Origin of the sequence: Pseudomonas sp. NPDC096925 (assembly GCF_044762545.1) — a bacterium.
Classification (GTDB): Bacteria; Pseudomonadota; Gammaproteobacteria; order Pseudomonadales; family Pseudomonadaceae; genus Aquipseudomonas.
Genome location: NZ_JBIWEM010000002.1, coordinates 793,075 through 809,104, shown reverse-complemented (window position 1 = coordinate 809,104; position 16,030 = coordinate 793,075). Strand labels below are relative to the sequence as shown.

The 16,030-nt window shown below is 63.5% G+C and carries 19 protein-coding genes; 9 read left to right on the top strand and 10 right to left on the bottom strand.

The genetic code is table 11. The annotated features are described in order from the left end of the window. Positions 1-55: 55 nt before the first annotated feature. Entirely contained in the window at positions 56-700 is a 645-nt protein-coding gene (locus ACIQYU_RS09770) for a YceH family protein (protein WP_402799330.1), read from the top strand. A gap of 4 nt (positions 701-704) precedes the next feature. Here the strand turns inward: ACIQYU_RS09770 and ACIQYU_RS09765 are convergent, their stop codons facing one another. The 8 genes from ACIQYU_RS09765 to ACIQYU_RS09730 all read right to left on the bottom strand — a co-directional run bounded on the left by ACIQYU_RS09765 (position 705) and on the right by ACIQYU_RS09730 (position 8,139). Then, on the bottom strand, positions 705-893 hold the full coding sequence (locus ACIQYU_RS09765; RefSeq protein ID WP_013973178.1) for a hypothetical protein: 189 nt from the start codon (positions 891-893) through the stop codon (positions 705-707). A 169-nt stretch (positions 894-1,062) separates the two neighbouring features. After that, complete coding sequence (ahpF, locus tag ACIQYU_RS09760; protein ID WP_402799326.1) at positions 1,063-2,625, bottom strand: alkyl hydroperoxide reductase subunit F; 1,563 nt, start codon at positions 2,623-2,625, stop codon at positions 1,063-1,065. Between the two features lie 124 nt (positions 2,626-2,749). Further along, positions 2,750-3,313, bottom strand: coding sequence for an alkyl hydroperoxide reductase subunit C (gene ahpC / locus ACIQYU_RS09755; protein WP_004375926.1), 564 nt, complete (start codon positions 3,311-3,313; stop codon positions 2,750-2,752). Between the two features lie 234 nt (positions 3,314-3,547). Further along, positions 3,548-4,903, bottom strand: coding sequence for a glutathione-disulfide reductase (gorA, locus tag ACIQYU_RS09750; RefSeq protein ID WP_207831270.1), 1,356 nt, complete (start codon positions 4,901-4,903; stop codon positions 3,548-3,550). Between the two features lie 97 nt (positions 4,904-5,000). Then, positions 5,001-5,840, bottom strand: a complete 840-nt coding sequence (gene galU / locus ACIQYU_RS09745; RefSeq protein ID WP_013973181.1) for a UTP--glucose-1-phosphate uridylyltransferase GalU — start codon at positions 5,838-5,840, stop codon at positions 5,001-5,003. A gap of 300 nt (positions 5,841-6,140) precedes the next feature. Continuing rightward, positions 6,141-7,055 (bottom strand): c-type cytochrome, encoded by a 915-nt coding sequence (locus ACIQYU_RS09740; protein ID WP_333956933.1) that lies wholly within the window; start codon positions 7,053-7,055, stop codon positions 6,141-6,143. Next, positions 7,052-7,702, bottom strand: a complete 651-nt coding sequence (locus tag ACIQYU_RS09735) for a cytochrome c (protein WP_207831266.1) — start codon at positions 7,700-7,702, stop codon at positions 7,052-7,054. Before ACIQYU_RS09735 ends, ACIQYU_RS09740 begins: the two co-directional genes overlap by 4 nt. A 77-nt stretch (positions 7,703-7,779) precedes the next feature. Next, positions 7,780-8,139, bottom strand: coding sequence for a hypothetical protein (locus ACIQYU_RS09730; RefSeq protein ID WP_207831264.1), 360 nt, complete (start codon positions 8,137-8,139; stop codon positions 7,780-7,782). Positions 8,140-8,299: 160 nt separating this feature from the next. Between ACIQYU_RS09730 and ACIQYU_RS09725 the strand changes: the two genes are divergently transcribed. The 8 genes from ACIQYU_RS09725 (at position 8,300) to csrA (ending at position 14,170) form a co-directional block, all read left to right on the top strand. Further along, on the top strand, positions 8,300-8,602 hold the full coding sequence (locus tag ACIQYU_RS09725; RefSeq protein WP_004375922.1) for a DUF1883 domain-containing protein: 303 nt from the start codon (positions 8,300-8,302) through the stop codon (positions 8,600-8,602). 7 nt (positions 8,603-8,609) lie between these two features. After that, the gene (locus ACIQYU_RS09720) at positions 8,610-8,780 is read left to right on the top strand and encodes a hypothetical protein (RefSeq protein ID WP_013973186.1); all 171 of its coding nucleotides are present in this window, start codon (positions 8,610-8,612) and stop codon (positions 8,778-8,780) included. A gap of 44 nt (positions 8,781-8,824) precedes the next feature. After that, positions 8,825-9,913, top strand: a complete 1,089-nt coding sequence (locus ACIQYU_RS09715; protein ID WP_207831262.1) for a nitronate monooxygenase family protein — start codon at positions 8,825-8,827, stop codon at positions 9,911-9,913. Between the two features lie 194 nt (positions 9,914-10,107). After that, positions 10,108-10,866 carry a molybdate ABC transporter substrate-binding protein gene (gene modA / locus ACIQYU_RS09710; protein ID WP_402799317.1) on the top strand — a complete coding sequence of 253 codons (759 nt, stop codon included), beginning with the start codon at positions 10,108-10,110 and terminating at the stop codon, positions 10,864-10,866. Beyond that, positions 10,866-11,546 carry a molybdate ABC transporter permease subunit gene (gene modB / locus ACIQYU_RS09705; RefSeq protein WP_207831257.1) on the top strand — a complete coding sequence of 227 codons (681 nt, stop codon included), beginning with the start codon at positions 10,866-10,868 and terminating at the stop codon, positions 11,544-11,546. Before modA ends, modB begins: the two co-directional genes overlap by 1 nt. Position 11,547: 1 nt before the next feature. After that, the gene (gene modC / locus ACIQYU_RS09700) at positions 11,548-12,639 is read left to right on the top strand and encodes a molybdenum ABC transporter ATP-binding protein (protein ID WP_402799315.1); all 1,092 of its coding nucleotides are present in this window, start codon (positions 11,548-11,550) and stop codon (positions 12,637-12,639) included. Positions 12,640-12,696: 57 nt separating this feature from the next. Continuing rightward, positions 12,697-13,719 (top strand): DNA topoisomerase IB, encoded by a 1,023-nt coding sequence (locus ACIQYU_RS09695; protein ID WP_207831254.1) that lies wholly within the window; start codon positions 12,697-12,699, stop codon positions 13,717-13,719. Between the two features lie 253 nt (positions 13,720-13,972). Beyond that, positions 13,973-14,170, top strand: coding sequence for a carbon storage regulator CsrA (gene csrA / locus ACIQYU_RS09690; RefSeq protein ID WP_207831303.1), 198 nt, complete (start codon positions 13,973-13,975; stop codon positions 14,168-14,170). A gap of 44 nt (positions 14,171-14,214) precedes the next feature. Here the strand turns inward: csrA and ACIQYU_RS09685 are convergent, their stop codons facing one another. Continuing rightward, positions 14,215-14,568 (bottom strand): response regulator, encoded by a 354-nt coding sequence (locus ACIQYU_RS09685; RefSeq protein ID WP_207831253.1) that lies wholly within the window; start codon positions 14,566-14,568, stop codon positions 14,215-14,217. A 12-nt stretch (positions 14,569-14,580) separates the two neighbouring features. Continuing rightward, the gene (locus ACIQYU_RS09680; protein ID WP_241105769.1) at positions 14,581-16,026 is read right to left on the bottom strand and encodes an ATPase domain-containing protein; all 1,446 of its coding nucleotides are present in this window, start codon (positions 16,024-16,026) and stop codon (positions 14,581-14,583) included. Positions 16,027-16,030 lie beyond the last annotated feature (4 nt).

Below are 16,030 nucleotides of genomic sequence, written 5' to 3'. Positions count from 1 at the left end.
TAACACGATGGCATTACCTACCCTAGTGGCCTTTCCCCAGCAATGAGACAGGGCCATGTCAGAACACGAAACCGCCGGCGAAGGCCGCTTCAACAGCATCGAGATCCGTATTCTCGGCTCGCTGATCGAGAAGCAGGCCACCAGCCCGGAAAGCTACCCGCTGACCCTCAATGCCCTGGTTCTGGCCTGCAACCAGAAGACCAGCCGCGAGCCGGTGATGAACCTCACCCAAGGCCAGGTCGGCCAGGCCCTGCGCGCCCTCGAAGGGCAAGGCATGACCCGCCTGCAGATGGGCAGCCGCGCCGACCGCTGGGAACACCGGGTGGACAAGGCGCTGGAGCTGGTGCCGGCGCAACTGGTACTGATGGGCCTGATGTTCCTGCGCGGCCCGCAAACCCTCAACGAACTGCTGACCCGCAGCAACCGCCTGCACGACTTCGACGACACCGAGCAGATCCAGCACCAGCTGGAGCGCCTGATCTCGCGCGGCCTGGCCTTGCACCTGCCACGCCAGGCCAGCCAGCGGGAAGACCGTTACACCCATGCCTTGGGCGATCCGGCGGAAATCGAGGCGATCCTGGCTGCACGGCAGCAGGAAGGTGGCGCACGCAGCGGCGGCAATGTGTCGGAAGACCGTATCGAAGCCCTGGAAGCCCGCATCGCGGCGCTGGAGGCACGCCTGGCCGAGCTGGAAGGCTGAGCCGTCACGGCTCGGGGTCGGGGAAGTTGCGGCAGCTCTTGCGCTCGGCCAGCTCCCGGTCACTGGGGCGCTGGTCGACGAACACGGTGCGGCCGTCGGCGTAGATTTCCAGGTAACCCCAGTGCAGGTCCTGCTCTTGCTGCCCGGGCTTTGGCGGGACTAGCCACCAGGGTTCGCGGCTGATCAGGGTCATGGGTGTGATTCCTGAAGGGTCTGCAGTAATCATAGACACCTTCAGGTTCCTGCTTTGCCTGCACCGGCCCTTTCGCGGCTAAAGCCGCTCCCACAGGGACCTCCACAGCTTTCAAAAGCTGCGCAGTACCTGTGGGAGCGGCTTTGGCCGCGAAGAGGCCGGTACAGGCTCATGCCGGTGCCGACGTGCGAATCAGGTGGTCAAAGGCCGCCAGCGATGCCTTGGCCCCCTCACCCACCGCGATCACGATCTGCTTGTACGGCACGGTCGTCACGTCACCCGCCGCAAACACACCCGGGATGCTGGTCTGGCCCTTGGCGTCGACGATGATCTCGCCACGCGGCGACAGCTCGACGGTACCTTTCAGCCAGTCGGTGTTCGGCAGCAGGCCGATCTGCACGAAGATGCCTTCCAACGCCACTTCATGCTGCTGGTCGGTGGTGCGGTCCTTGTAGCGCAGGCCGGTCACTTTTTCGCCATTCCCCAGCACTTCGGTGGTCAGCGCACTGGTGATCACCTTCACGTTCGGCAAGCTGTGCAACTTGCGCTGCAGCACCGCATCGGCACGCAGTTGGCTGTCGAACTCGATCAGCGTCACCTGGGCGACGATACCGGCCAGGTCGATGGCCGCCTCCACACCCGAGTTGCCACCACCGATCACCGCCACGCGCTTGCCCTTGAACAGCGGGCCGTCACAGTGCGGGCAGTAGGCCACGCCACGGGCGCGGTATTCCTGCTCGCCCGGCACGTTCATTTCGCGCCAGCGGGCACCGGTGGCCAGGATCACGGTCTTGGCCTTGAGCGAGGCGCCACCGGCCAGGCGTACTTCGTGCAGGCCGCCAGCGGTAGCCGGGATCAGCGCTTCGCCACGCTGCAGGTTCATGATGTCCACGTCGTACTGCTTGACGTGTTCTTCCAGCGCCGTGGCCAGCTTCGGCCCTTCGGTTTCCTGTACCGAGATGAAGTTCTCGATGGCCAGGGTATCGAGCACCTGGCCGCCGAAACGCTCGGCCGCAATACCGGTGCGGATGCCTTTACGCGCGGCATAGATGGCTGCCGAGGCGCCGGCTGGGCCACCACCGACCACCAGCACATCGAAGGCATCCTTGGCATTGATCTTCTCGGCCTGGCGGCTACCTGCGTTGGTGTCGATCTTGCCAAGGATTTCTTCCAGGCCCATGCGGCCCTGGCCGAACACTTCGCCGTTCAGGTAAATGCTCGGCACCGCCATGATCTTGCGCGATTCCACTTCTGCCTGGAACAGCGCGCCGTCGATGGCCACGTGGCGCACATTGGGGTTGAGCACCGCCATCAGGTTCAGCGCCTGGACCACGTCCGGGCAGTTCTGGCACGACAGCGAGAAATAGGTTTCGAAGGTGAATTCGCCTTCCAGCGCCTGGATCTGCTCGATCACTTCGGCACTGGCCTTGGACGGGTGGCCGCCGACTTGCAGCAGTGCCAGCACCAGCGAGGTGAATTCGTGGCCCATGGGGATGCCGGCGAAGCGCAGGTTTATGTCGGCTCCCGGGCGATTCAGCGAGAACGAAGGACGACGGGCGTCGGTACCGTCCGCGCTAAAGGTAATGAGGTTCGACAGGCTGGCAATTTCCAGCAGCAGGTCGTGCAATTCGCGGGACTTCGCACCGTCGTCGAGGGAAGCAACGATCTCGATCGGCTGGGTGACCCGCTCCAGGTAGGTTTTCAGTTGCGATTTAAGCGTGGCGTCCAACATACGGGCGATTCCTTTTTCAAAACTCGGATACAAAAACGCCCAGGCGAGGTCGCCCGGGCGTTTGACGGGGCGGTAAGTACTTCAGCTTTGGCGGCTGCTCACCGCCCGCGACTGGCACATGGACTTAGATCTTGCCGACCAGGTCCAGCGATGGCGCCAGGGTGGCTTCGCCTTCTTTCCACTTGGCCGGGCAGACTTCGCCCGGGTGAGCGGCAACGTACTGGGCAGCTTTCACTTTACGCAGCAGTTCGGCAGCATCGCGGCCTACCCCACCGTCGTTCAGTTCGACGATCTTGATCTGGCCTTCCGGGTTGATCACGAAGGTACCGCGATCGGCCAGGCCGGCTTCTTCGATCAGCACGTCGAAGTTGCGCGAAATAACGTGGGTCGGGTCACCGATCAGTGGGTACTGGATCTTGCCGATGGTGTCCGAAGTGTCGTGCCAGGCTTTGTGGGTGAAGTGGGTGTCGGTGGACACGCCGTAGATTTCCACGCCCAGCTTCTGGAACTCGGCGTAGTTGTCGGCGAGGTCACCCAGCTCGGTCGGGCAGACGAAGGTGAAGTCGGCCGGGTAGAAGAACACGACAGACCACTTGCCTTTCAGGTCGGCTTCGCTGACCTGGACGAATTCGCCCTTGTGGTAGGCGGTGGCGTTGAACGGTTTGACCTGGCTGTTGATGATTGGCATGAGAGACGCTCCTTCATGGGGTTGGAATCAGTTGATGGAGAGAATCCTAACCGCTGGTCCCGATAAAGGCTCATTGGCAAAGCTCATGCTTTTGATTGGTTTTGGCTATAACCGAGGTTTATTAATAGAAGGGAATGGGCTGAGCAAAGGATTGCGGGGAGGTTTGTTGTAGAAGCAGCTTTTGTGGGAGCGGCCTTTCGCGACACAAGGCCGCTCCCACAGGATGGAACGCGCTCAGCGCGTCGCTGTGCGCATGGTCACGAACTCTTCGGCCGCGGTCGGGTGCACGCCAATGGTTTCGTCGAATTGCTGCTTCGTCGCACCGGCCTTCAGGGCAACGCCCAGGCCCTGGATGATCTCGCCCGCGTCGGGGCCGACCATGTGGCAGCCCAGCACCTTGTCGGTCTCGGCATCGACCACCAGCTTCATCAGGGTCTTTTCCTGGATGTCGGTCAGGGTCAGTTTCATCGCGCGGAAGCGGCTTTCGAACACCTGCACCTTGTGCCCGGCCTCCAGCGCCTGCTCTTCGGTCAGGCCCACGGTGCCGATGGGCGGCTGGCTGAACACTGCGGTGGGAATGTTCTGGTAGTCCACCGGGCGGTATTGCTCGGGCTTGAACAGGCGCCGGGCCACGGCCATGCCTTCGGCCAGAGCCACCGGGGTAAGCTGCACACGGCCGATCACGTCACCGATGGCCAGGATGGACGGTGCGGTGGTCTGGTACTGGTCGTCGACGCGGATGAAGCCGCGCGCGTCCAGTTCCACGCCGGTGTTTTCCAGGCCCAGGTTGTCGAGCATCGGGCGGCGGCCGGTGGCGTAAAACACACAATCGGTGACCAACTCGCGACCATCCTTGAGGGTAGCCTTGAGGCTACCGTCCTCGAGCTTGTCGATGCGCTGGATGTCGGCGTTGAACTGCAGGTCGAGCCCGCGCTTTTCCAGTTCTTCCTTCAGGTGCGTACGCACCGAACCATCGAAGCCACGCAGGAACAGGTCGCCACGGTACAGCAAGGTGGTGTCGGCCCCCAGGCCCTGGAAGATGCCGGCGAACTCGACGGCGATGTAGCCACCACCGACCACCAGCACCCGGCGTGGCAGGTCCTTGAGGTAGAAGGCTTCGTTGGAGGTAATGGCCAGTTCCTTGCCCGGGATGTCCGGCACCTGCGGCCAGCCACCGGTGGCGATGAGGATGTGCTCGGCGGTGTAGCGCTGGCCTTCCACTTCCACTTCATTGGCACCGGTCAGGCGCGCGTGGCCCTGCAACAGGGTGACCCCGCTGTTGACCAGCAGGTTGCGGTAGATGCCGTTGAGGCGTTCGATTTCCCGGTTCTTGTTGGCGATCAGGGTGCCCCAGTCGAAATGCCCTTCTTCCAGGGTCCAGCCGAAACCAGCAGCCTGCTCCAGCTCGTCGGCAACGTGCGCGCCGTACACCAGCAGTTTTTTCGGCACGCAGCCCACGTTGACGCAGGTACCGCCCAGGTAGCGGCTCTCGGCCACTGCCACCTTTGCGCCGAAGCCGGCGGCAAACCGCGCCGCGCGCACACCACCGGACCCGGCACCAATCACGAACAGATCAAAATCGTAGGCCATGTATTCACTCTCCTAGGCAGGCGCCCAGCATAACGCCGTTGGCCGCCGCAAACAAAAAAGCCACCCCGAAGGGTGGCTTTCAGGCCAGCAGGGCTTATCAGTAAGCCTTGCCAGTCTTGTAGTAGTTCTCGAAGCAGAAGTTGGTCGCGTCGATGTAGCCTTCGGCGCCACCGCAGTCGAAACGCTTGCCTTTGAACTTGTAGGCAATCACGCAGCCGTTCTGCGCCTGTTGCATCAGCGCGTCGGTGATCTGGATCTCGCCACCTTTGCCCGGCTCGGTGTTGGCGATGATGTCGAAGATGTCCGGGGTCAGGATGTAGCGACCGATGATCGCCAGGTTCGACGGGGCGTCTTCCGGCTTTGGCTTCTCGACCATGTTGGTGACGCGGAAAATATCGTCACGGATCATGTCGCCGGCGATCACACCGTACTTGTTGGTTTCCTGCGGGTCGACTTCCTGGATGGCGACGATCGAGCAACGGAACTGGTTGTACAGCTTGACCATCTGGGTCAGTACGCCGTCACCTTCCGGGTTCACGCACAGGTCGTCCGCCAGCACCACGGCGAACGGCTCGTCGCCAATCAGCGGGCGGCCAGTCAGGATGGCGTGGCCCAGGCCTTTCATTTCGGTCTGGCGGGTGTAGGAGAACGAGCACTCGTCGAGCAGGCGACGGATACCAACCAGGTATTTTTCCTTGTCGGTGCCCTTGATCTGGTTTTCCAGCTCGTAGCTGATGTCGAAGTGGTCTTCCAGCGCGCGCTTGCCGCGCCCGGTGACGATGGAAATCTCGTTCAGACCGGCATCCAGTGCCTCTTCAACGCCATACTGGATCAGTGGCTTGTTGACCACCGGCAGCATTTCCTTGGGCATGGCTTTGGTAGCAGGCAGGAAGCGAGTGCCGTAACCGGCTGCCGGGAACAAGCATTTTTTGATCATATACGTCCTTACAAAAGGCTAGGCCTGTGGAATTCGGCGCAGTCTAATCAGGCGGCAGTCACCTTACAATGCCCCCACCCGTGCCGACCGATGCCATGATAGAGATAACCCAGTGTAGATAGTTCCGGTGGATCGTAAATATTGCTGTCATCAATGACAGTCGGATGACAGGAAATGAGTTTACCTGTACTGCCTCTTCGCGGGTAAACCCGCTCCCACAAGGATCACCACAGGCTCTGAATGCTGTGCAGTACCTGTGGGAGCGGGTTTACCCGCGAAGAGGCCGGCACAGGCATTACCTCAGCTACCGGTCCCCTGCCCGATCAGCACCCCATCGACCTTCTGCCCATACAGGTTCACCCCGTCATTGGCATGGAACTTCACCCGCGTCTTCTCGATGGAGCCTTCCACCAACCGCGGATCCTGCGGCCGTTCATGGCGATTGATCCAGGCCGCCACATCCCAGGCCTGCTGGTCACTCAGGCTGCCCGGCTTGCCCAACGGCATGTTGTATTTGATGAACGACGCCGCGGTGTTGATGCGGTGCATGCCGGCGCCCCAGTTGTAGGAATCCTTGCCCCACAGCGGCGGCATCACATACTCGCCCGCCACCTTCTGCCCTTCACCGTTGTCGCCGTGGCAAATCGCACACTGCTCGCGATAAACCTGCTGGCCGCGCTTGAAGTCGTATCCGCCCTTGGGCTGCGGCACTTCCGGGTAACCACGCCCGGCAATCTCCACGCCGGTCGGCGCCTTGGTCGACAGCCAGTACGAATACACCGCCAGCGCCGTCATCTGCGGGCTATCGGCCGCAGGCGGCTTGCCGTTCATGCTGAACTGGAAGCAGCCCTGGATTCGCTCGGCGTAGGTGTTGACCTTGTCGTTTTTCTTGCGGTACGCAGGGTACATCGGGTACGCCCCCCACATCGGCGCGGAATGCGCCAGCCGCCCCTGGTCAAGATGGCAGTTGCTGCAGTTCATGCCGTTGCCCACGGCCTCGGGCATCAGCCTGCGGGTGTCGACGAACAGGGCGTGCCCTTCGCGCACCATCTTGCCAAAGGCATTGTCTGGCAACTCACTTTCCGCAGGCGGCACGAACTGCGGCGCGGCCTGCACGCCAGGCACTTTCAACTGCGACTGGTCTTCCATGGCAATCTGGGCGGCCTGGGCGCTGCCCGCGACCAACAACAACAGGGCTGGAATCATCGGTTTCATGGCTTGACCTCCTGGCTGGCGGGGCGGGCGAAGAACTCGGCAACGGCCTTGATCTCGTCATCGGTCATGGCCTTGGCCACGCCGACCATCAGCTGGTTGGGGTCATTGCTGCGGGTGCCGTCACGCCAGGCATTGAGCTGCGCCACCAGGTAACTGGCGGGCTGGCCGGCCAAAGGCGGGAAGTGTTCGCCAACCCCGCCGCCACCCGGGCCATGGCACTGCACGCAGCCAGGAATCTGCCGGCTCCAGTCGCCGTACAGGGCCATGCGGGTGGTGGGGTCATCGGCAATCTGCTGGCGACGCAGGTCGCCTGCGGGGTCTGCCGGCAGGCTGGCCAGGTAGGTGCTGACCGCCTTGATCTCATCCTCGCTCAGGGCCTTGGCAAGCGGCTCCATCACCGGCTGCTTGCGGCTACCGCTGCGCCAGTCATGCAATTGCTTGCTGAGGTAAGCCGCCGGTAGCCCGGCCAGGCGCGGGAAGCCGGCAGCGGCAATGCCCTTGCCGTCCGGGCCATGGCAACCCAGGCAAGCCATGGCAGCGGGGTTGGCCCCACCCTGGGTGAAGACTTTCTGGCCATCGGCGGCATGCGCCGTGGGCCAGGCCAGGATCAGCAGGCTGCCGATCACGGCGCGACTCAACGGTGTCATCACGAATCTCCTTTTCTATTGTTATAAGCTTAGGCTTAAAACATATAAGCAAAAGGAGCGTAATCACTTGCCCTGGATCAACTACCGGAGATGCATTTGGTGGCTGCGGTGCGCACATCGCCCAGGCGCAGCGGGAAATTGTTCAGCCGCTCGTGCAGCTTGATGCTGCTGCCGCTGCCACGCTTGTCGATGTCCACCAGCGCCGCCGGGCCCACGCCCGAGCTGATCTTTTGCGGCACGATCAGCCGCAGGCCATCGCCGCGCTGCTCTTCCACCAGCGGGTCGCGGGTATCGGCCAGATTCTGCTTGACGCAATCGGCATACGCGCGCGGAGACTTGCCAGAGATTACATCCAGCGTTTCACGCGATTGTTCCAGTTCCGAAACACTCACACAGCCACCCAGCGTCACTGCCAACGCCGCCACCATCCACTTCATTTGCAGCACCTCTGCCTTCAAGAATCCGATTCGACCACGGCCAGGCCGTTTTGCTCCCTGCTTTGGCAGATTTATCTGCGCCTGGCGCAACAGCGCGGCAGTGTAACCCGACATCGTGGTATCGTTTGGCTTTGCAGAACCAATCCTTGCGGAGCATCACATGAAATTCGTACACCAGCGCGAGCACCTGAACGAGGACGACATCGTCGTCATCGAGTGCTCCCAGCGCTGCAATATCCGCCTGATGAACGACGCCAACTTCCGCAGCTTCAAGAACGGCGGTCGTCACACCTACCACGGCGGCCATTTCGACAAGTTCCCGGCAAAGATCACCGTGCCCAGCACCGGGTTCTGGAACATCACCATCGATACCGTGACCACCCGCCCGATCTCGGTCACCCGCAAGCCAACCTTGACCCACAAGATCAAGATCGTCCGTCGTTCGTCGTCGAAACTCAGATAAGGCCACCATGACCCAGACCACCAAATACGTCATCAAGTACAAGCTCGACGGCCAGCGCCGCTGGGATTTTGCGCTGATGCCCGACGCCTCCCTCGAACAAGCCCTGGAAGCCCTGCGCAAGATCCACGGCGAAGATGCCGAGAAGATCAGCGATATCCAGGTCAGCAAAGCCTTGTAAACACCCGCCCCCGCCGCACCGCTCGCCCGCGCAAGGAGAACCGCATGAGCCACTGGCCCGACCGCCGCATCCTCGACCTGCTGGGCATCGAGCTGCCCATTCTGCAGGCCCCCATGGCCGGTGCGACGGGCTCGGGCATGGCCATCGCCGTGGGCCTGGCGGGCGGTTTGGGCGCCCTGCCCTGCGCCATGCTCACGGGCGACCAGGTGCGCGCCGAGATCGCCGCCTTCCGTACCGGCTGCCCGGGCCGCCCGTTGAACCTGAACTTCTTCTGCCACCAGCCGCCAGCGCCCGATGCCGAGCGCGATGCACGCTGGAAGCAGGCGCTCGAGCCCTATTACCGCGAAGTGGGTGCCGACTTCGCGGCCCCCACGCCGGTATCCAACCGCGCGCCTTTCGACGAGCAGAGCTGCCAGCTGGTCGAGCAACTGCGCCCGGAGGTGGTGAGCTTCCACTTCGGCCTGCCGCAGGCTGACCTGCTGCAGCGGGTAAAGGCCAGCGGCGCCAAGGTGCTGTCCAGCGCCACCACCGTCGAGGAAGCCGTGTGGCTGGAGCGCCACGGTTGTGATGCGATCATTGCCATGGGCTATGAAGCGGGTGGCCATCGCGGCATGTTCCTCAGCGACGACATCACCAGCCAGATCGGCACCTTCGCCCTGGTGCCGCAGGTGGCCGATGCGGTCAGCATCCCTGTGATTGCCGCTGGCGGCATTGCTGACCACCGCGGCCTGTTGGCGGCACTGGCCTTGGGGGCTTCGGCCGTGCAGATCGGCACGGCTTACCTGTTCTGCCCCGAGGCCAAGGTCTCGCCGGCGCATCGCCAGGCCCTGGACAGCGCGCCTGCCAGTGAAACGGCGCTGACCAACCTGTTCACCGGCCGACCGGCGCGTGGCATCAACAACCGCATCATGCGCGAGCTGGGGCCGATGAGCGACCTGGCGCCGCGCTTCCCGCTGGCCGGTGGGGCGTTGATGCCTTTACGGGCGATTACGGATCCGCAGGGCAATAGCGACTTCAGCAACCTGTGGTCGGGGCAGGCATTGCGGCTGGGCAAGCATATGCCGGCGGGTGCGTTGACCCGGGAGATTGCCGAAAAGGCGCTGGCCGTGCTCAGCCCCCAGCCGTCTGCGTAAGCAGGCCTGGCCTCTTCGCGGGTAAACCCGCTCCCACAGGTACTGCGCAACATTCACCTTTTGTGCCGACCCTGTGGGAGCGGGTTTACCCGCGAAAGGGCCCAGCCTGCTTAAGCATTACTGGGCCCCTTCACGGTCCATGGCCTATCGCTATATAGTTAAGGATATAACGATAACCCCAAGGAGCTGTATTCATGCGTATCCGCCCGCCCCACCTGGCTGCCACCGCCCTGGCCGGCCTGCTCGCCTTCAGCACTGCCTGGGCCGATGAGGTCCAGGTCGCGGTCGCAGCCAACTTCACAGCCCCCATCCAGGCCATTGCCAAGGACTTCGAAAAAGACACCGGCCACAAGCTGGTCGCCGCCTACGGCGCCACCGGCCAGTTCTACGCACAGATCAAGAACGGCGCGCCGTTCGAGGTATTCCTCGCTGCCGACGACAGCACCCCGGCCAGGCTCGAGCAGGAAAAGGCCATTGTCCCGGGCTCGCGCTTCACCTATGCCATCGGCACGCTGGCCCTGTGGTCGGCCAAGCCTGGCTATGTCGACGCCAACGGCGAAGTGCTGAAGAAGAACGCATTCAAGCACCTGTCCATCGCCAACCCGAAAACCGCACCTTACGGCCTGGCCGCCACCCAGGTGCTGGACAAGCTGAAGCTGACCGAAGCCACAAGGCCCAAGCTGGTCGAAGGGCAGAACATCAGCCAGGCATTCCAGTTCGTCTCCACCGGCAACGCCGAACTGGGCTTTGTCGCCCTGTCGCAAATCTACAAGGACGGCAAGGTCGAAAGCGGTTCGGCCTGGATCGTTCCCTCGTCCCTGCACGCGCCCATCCGCCAGGACGCGGTAGTCCTCGAAAAGGGCAAGGACAACCCTGCTGCCAAGGCCTTGGTCGACTACCTGAAAGGCCCGAAAGCCGCGGCAGTGATCAAATCCTACGGTTATGAAATCTGATGCCACTGGACGCGAGTGACCTGGGTGCCATCTGGCTGACCGTGAAACTGGCCAGCCTGACCACCCTGATCCTGCTGATCGTCGGCACGCCCATCGCCTGGTGGCTGGCGCGCACGCGCTCGTGGCTGCGCGGGCCGGTGGGCGCGGTGGTGGCGTTGCCGCTGGTGCTGCCACCCACGGTGATCGGTTTCTACCTGCTGATCGCCCTCGGCCCGCATGGCTGGCTGGGCCAGGCGACCCAGGCGCTGGGCCTGGGCAGCGCGGTGTTCAGCTTCACCGGCCTGGTGATCGGCTCGGTGATCTACTCCATGCCGTTCGTGGTCCAGCCGCTGCAGAATGCCTTCGGCGCCATTGGCCAGCGCCCGCTGGAAGTGGCCGCCACGCTGCGCGCCAGCCCCTGGGACACCTTCTTCCATGTAGTGCTGCCGCTGGCCCGCCCAGGCTTCATTACCGCCAGCATCCTCGGCTTCGCCCATACCGTGGGCGAGTTCGGCGTGGTGTTGATGATTGGCGGCAACATCCCCGACAAGACACGCGTGGTCTCGGTGCAGATCTTCGACCATGTCGAGGCCATGGCCTATTCGCAAGCACACTGGCTGGCCGGCGCCATGCTGCTGTTCTCGTTCCTGGTGCTGCTCCTGCTGTACGCTGGACGCCGCAGCAAAGCTGGCTGGAGCTGAAATGAGCGCATCGATTGTGGCGCGCCTGAAACTGGCGCGCGACGAATTCACCCTGGACGTCGACCTGCACCTGCCCGGGCGCGGCATCAGCGCGCTGTTCGGCCACTCGGGCTCTGGCAAGACCAGCTGCCTGCGGTGCCTGGCCGGGCTGGAACGGGCCACCAGCGCCTACATCGAAGTCAACGGCGAAGTCTGGGAGGACAGCGCCCGCGGCTACCTCCAGGCACCGCACCTGCGCCCGGTGGGCTACGTGTTCCAGGAGGCCAGCCTGTTCCCGCACCTGTCGGTACGTGGCAACCTGGAATTCGGCTGGCGCCGGGTGGCCGCTGCCGAGCGCAAGGTCAGCCTCGACCAGGCCTGCCAGCTGCTGGGTATCGGCCACTTGCTGGCACGCCGGCCGGCAACCTTGTCCGGTGGCGAGGCGCAGCGGGTAGGCATTGCCCGCGCCCTGCTCAGCAGCCCGCGCCTGTTGCTGATGGACGAGCCGCTGGCGGCCCTCGACGGGCCGCGCAAGCGCGAGATCCTGCCCTACCTGGAACGCCTGCACAACGAACTGGAAATCCCGCTGGTGTATGTCAGCCATGCCCAGGACGAAGTGGCGCGGCTGGCCGACCATCTGGTGTTGCTGGAACAGGGCCAGGCGGTGGCCAGCGGCCCGATCGGCGAAACCCTGGCCCGCCTCGACCTGCCACTGGCCCAAGGCGAGGATGCCGGTGTGGTGTTCGAGGGCCTGGTGGTGGGTCACGACCCGCACTACGACCTGCTCGACCTGCGCCTGCCGGGCAAGGATGGGCCGCTGCTGCGCATCGCTCACCCGGCCCAGGTGGTGGGCAGCTCCCTGCGGGTCAAGGTGCAGGCCCGCGACGTCAGCCTGGCCCTGGCAGCCGACAGCACTTCGAGCATCCTCAACCGTTTGCCGGTGCGCGTGCGCGAAAGCCGCCCGGCCGGCAACCCGGCCCATGTGCTGGTCAGCCTGGATGCCGGGGGCAATGCCTTGCTCGCGCGCATTACCCGCTTCTCGGCAGACCAGCTCGGCCTGCACCCGGGCCAGATACTGTTTGCCCAGATCAAGTCGGTGGCCTTGCTGGGCTGAGCATCGGCCGTGTGGCTGGTGTCCATTGATCAGTAACCTGATCGAGGTCTGCCAGCCATGCTCGACTGTCCCCTGCCGCGCACCCTGCACTACGTGGATGACAACCAGCCGGGCCTGACCCGGCGGCGCTGGCGTGGCCGTTTCATCTACCTGGATGCAAACGGCCAGCGGGTGCGCGACAGCGATACCCTCGCCCGGATCGCTGCACTGGTGATCCCCCCGGCCTATACCGATGTGTGGATCTGCGCTGACCCGCAGGGCCACCTGCAAGCGACGGGTCGCGATGCCCGTGGCCGCAAGCAATACCGTTACCATGCGCAGTGGCGCGAAGTCCGCGACCAGCACAAGTACGGGCGCATGCTGGCGTTTGCCCAAGCCCTGCCAAAGCTGCGCGCACAGTTGCAAGCGCACCTTGCCCGGCCAGGCCTGGACCGGGAAAAGGTGATGGCGCTGGTGGTCAGCCTGCTGGACCATACCTTGATCCGCATCGGCAACCAGCGCTATCTGCGTGACAACCAGTCCTATGGCCTGACCACCCTGCGCAACCGCCACGTCGAAGTGAAGGGAAGCAGCATCCACTTCCAGTTCCGCGGCAAGCGCGGCGTCGAGCACAACGTCAGCCTCAACGATCGGCGCCTGGCCAACCTGCTCAAGCGCTGCATGGAACTGCCCGGGCAGGCGCTGTTCCAGTACCTGGACGAAGACGGCCAGCGCCACAGCGTCGGCTCCAGCGAGGTCAACCAGTTTCTGCGGCAGCTGACCGGCGCCGACTTCACCGCCAAGGACTACCGCACCTGGGCCGGTAGCAGGCTGGCGCTGGAGCTGCTCAGGCCCTTGGCCTGGGAGCCGGAGAGCGAAGCCAAACGCCAGGTCACCGCCATCGTTCGCCAGGTGGCCACACGCCTGGGTAATACGCCAGCGGTGTGCAGGCGCTGCTACATCCACCCGGCTGTGCTTGAACACTTTGCCTTGGGGCGCCTGGCCAACTTGCCGAAAAGACGTGTACGCAAAGGCCTGGACCAAGAGGAAGTGGCCTTGCTGTTATTTCTTCAGGCACTTGAGGAACAGGATGACCATTAACTCGGTCTATTCAGCCGATGATGCGAAGAAATTTCCCATTGGGCGCCAAGCCCCCTATTCTTGCCATCGAGCACCTTGGCCGACAAACCGCTGGCGGTTTGCTTCGGCACCTGCAACTGAAGACACGCAACAGAATTTGTCTGTCGGGGAATTACTATCTGCCGAAAGCGTCTTTAATGAGAAGGAAGAGGGACAAGCTCCCGCCGCCGTGGCAACTAGCCCGACGGACTTTTACATCACCAAGGAGAAATACATGCTGATACTCACCCGCAAGGTTGGCGAAAGCATCGTCATCAACGATGACATCAAAGTCACCATTCTGGGCGTCAAAGGGATGCAAGTGAGGATCGGTATCGATGCACCGAAAGACGTCCAGGTCCATCGCGAAGAGATCTTCAAGCGTATCCAGGCCGGCAGCCCGGCACCGGAAAAGCAAGACGACTCGCACTGAGCGACCTGCCTCAAGCCGCACGGACGCGCTTGATCGCCCGCGCCTCAGGTGCCCAGCAGTTCGCGCACCTTGGCGATCATACAGTCCATGTCGAACGGTTTGTCGAACACCGCGGCGAACAGTTCCGGGCATCCCTGGTTGGCCTGCGCGCCGCTCATGAGGATGACCGGCAACTCGCTCAAGGCCGAGTCTTGACGCATCGAGCGCACCAGCTCCTCACCGTTGAGCAGCGGCATCATGTAGTCGGTGATGACCAGCTGAACGCGCTTTTCCTTCAACGCCTCCAGCGCCTTGAAGCCGTTACTCGCCTTTTCCACCAGGAAACCTTCGTCCTCCAGGGCAAAACCGAGGATGTCGGCAATCAGGTACTCGTCATCGACGATCAGGATGGTGTTCATCGGCCCGCCCCGTCACCCGCTCCCCTGCGGCACCGGCGTTCCCGAAAGCACACCGCAGGCGCCTTCGAACGCCTTGCGCAGGGTAATGCCCTGCGGCCCGATCAGCAGCTCGTGCAAGGCAGGATCATGGTGGCTGTCACGCACCTTGAGGATCGACAGCATGCGCCGTAGCTGCGAATCCAGTTCGACGAAGCGCATCAGCATCAGGTTGTCGACGATACTCGACAGGTCCGGGGCCGGGGCGCTGATTTCCGCACCGAAGATGTCGCGCATTTCCCAGGTGAGCATCACGCTGACATCACGCGCGCGCAGCTCGCCGACCAGCGCGCGGAAAAACGCATTGAGCCGCGCCGGGTCGGTGGCCAGGCGGCTGAACGCCCCCAGGCTGTCGATCAGTACGCGCTTGCTGCCTTGCGCCGCTACCCGTTCGAGCAGGCGCGCACCGACCTGGTCCAACAGGCCCTCGGTGGTCGGTTGCCAGCACAGCTGCAGGCTGCCGCCCTGCTCCATGGCGGCAAAGTCGTAACCCAGCGACACGGCCTTGATACGCAAGCGTTCCGGTGTTTCATAAAAGCCGAAATGCAGCCCCGGCGCCTGCGGGCTGCTGGCACCGAGAAAGGCCAGGCCCAAGGACGTCTTGCCAATACCCGAGGGCCCGATCAGCAAGCTGACCGAACCCGTAGCCAGGCCGCCACCGAGCATTTCATCCAGGCTTTCCACCCCGCTGCCGATACGCTCCAGGGTGGCACTGCCCGCCTGGCTGGGGTGGCTGAACAGCGACTCCAGGCGTGGGTAGACGTGCATGCCGGCTTCATCGATGAGGCACTCATGGCGCCCCGACAACGCCGCACTGCCCCGCGTCTTGCGCAGCTGGATATGGCGCACGGCGCGGCTGCCGAACAATTGCTCGCCCAGCTCGATCACGCCGTCGACCATGGTGTGCTCCGGGCTGCCCTCTTCCAGCCTGGCGCTGGTCAACAGCAGCACGGTGCAACCGGCAAAGGCCGCATGGCCCTGCAGTTCGGAGACGAATTTCTTGGTGTCCAGCGCGGTTTCCGCACGCACCCGGGCATTGAGCACGCCATCGACGATCAGCAGGCTGGCCTGCTGCCGGGCGATTTCCTGGCGCAGCAACCGTACCACCGCGTCCAGGCCTTCCTGCTCCAGGGTGTCAAAGGCACTGACGAACTGGATCGGGTCGCCGACCAGCGCCGGGTCGAAGAACTCCAAGGTCGCCAGGTACTGGAACAGCCGCTCGTGCGACTCGCTCAGCAAGGTAGCCACCAGCACCCGGCCACCGTTGCGCACATGCCCGCAGGCCAGCTGGTTGGCAAGTATGGTCTTGCCGGCCCCCGGCGGGCCCTGGATGATGTAGGACGCGCCAGCCACCAGGCCACCCTGGAGCAACGCATCGAGCCCTTCGATCCCCGTCACCAGCCGCCTGAGTGCCTGTGCCATGGTG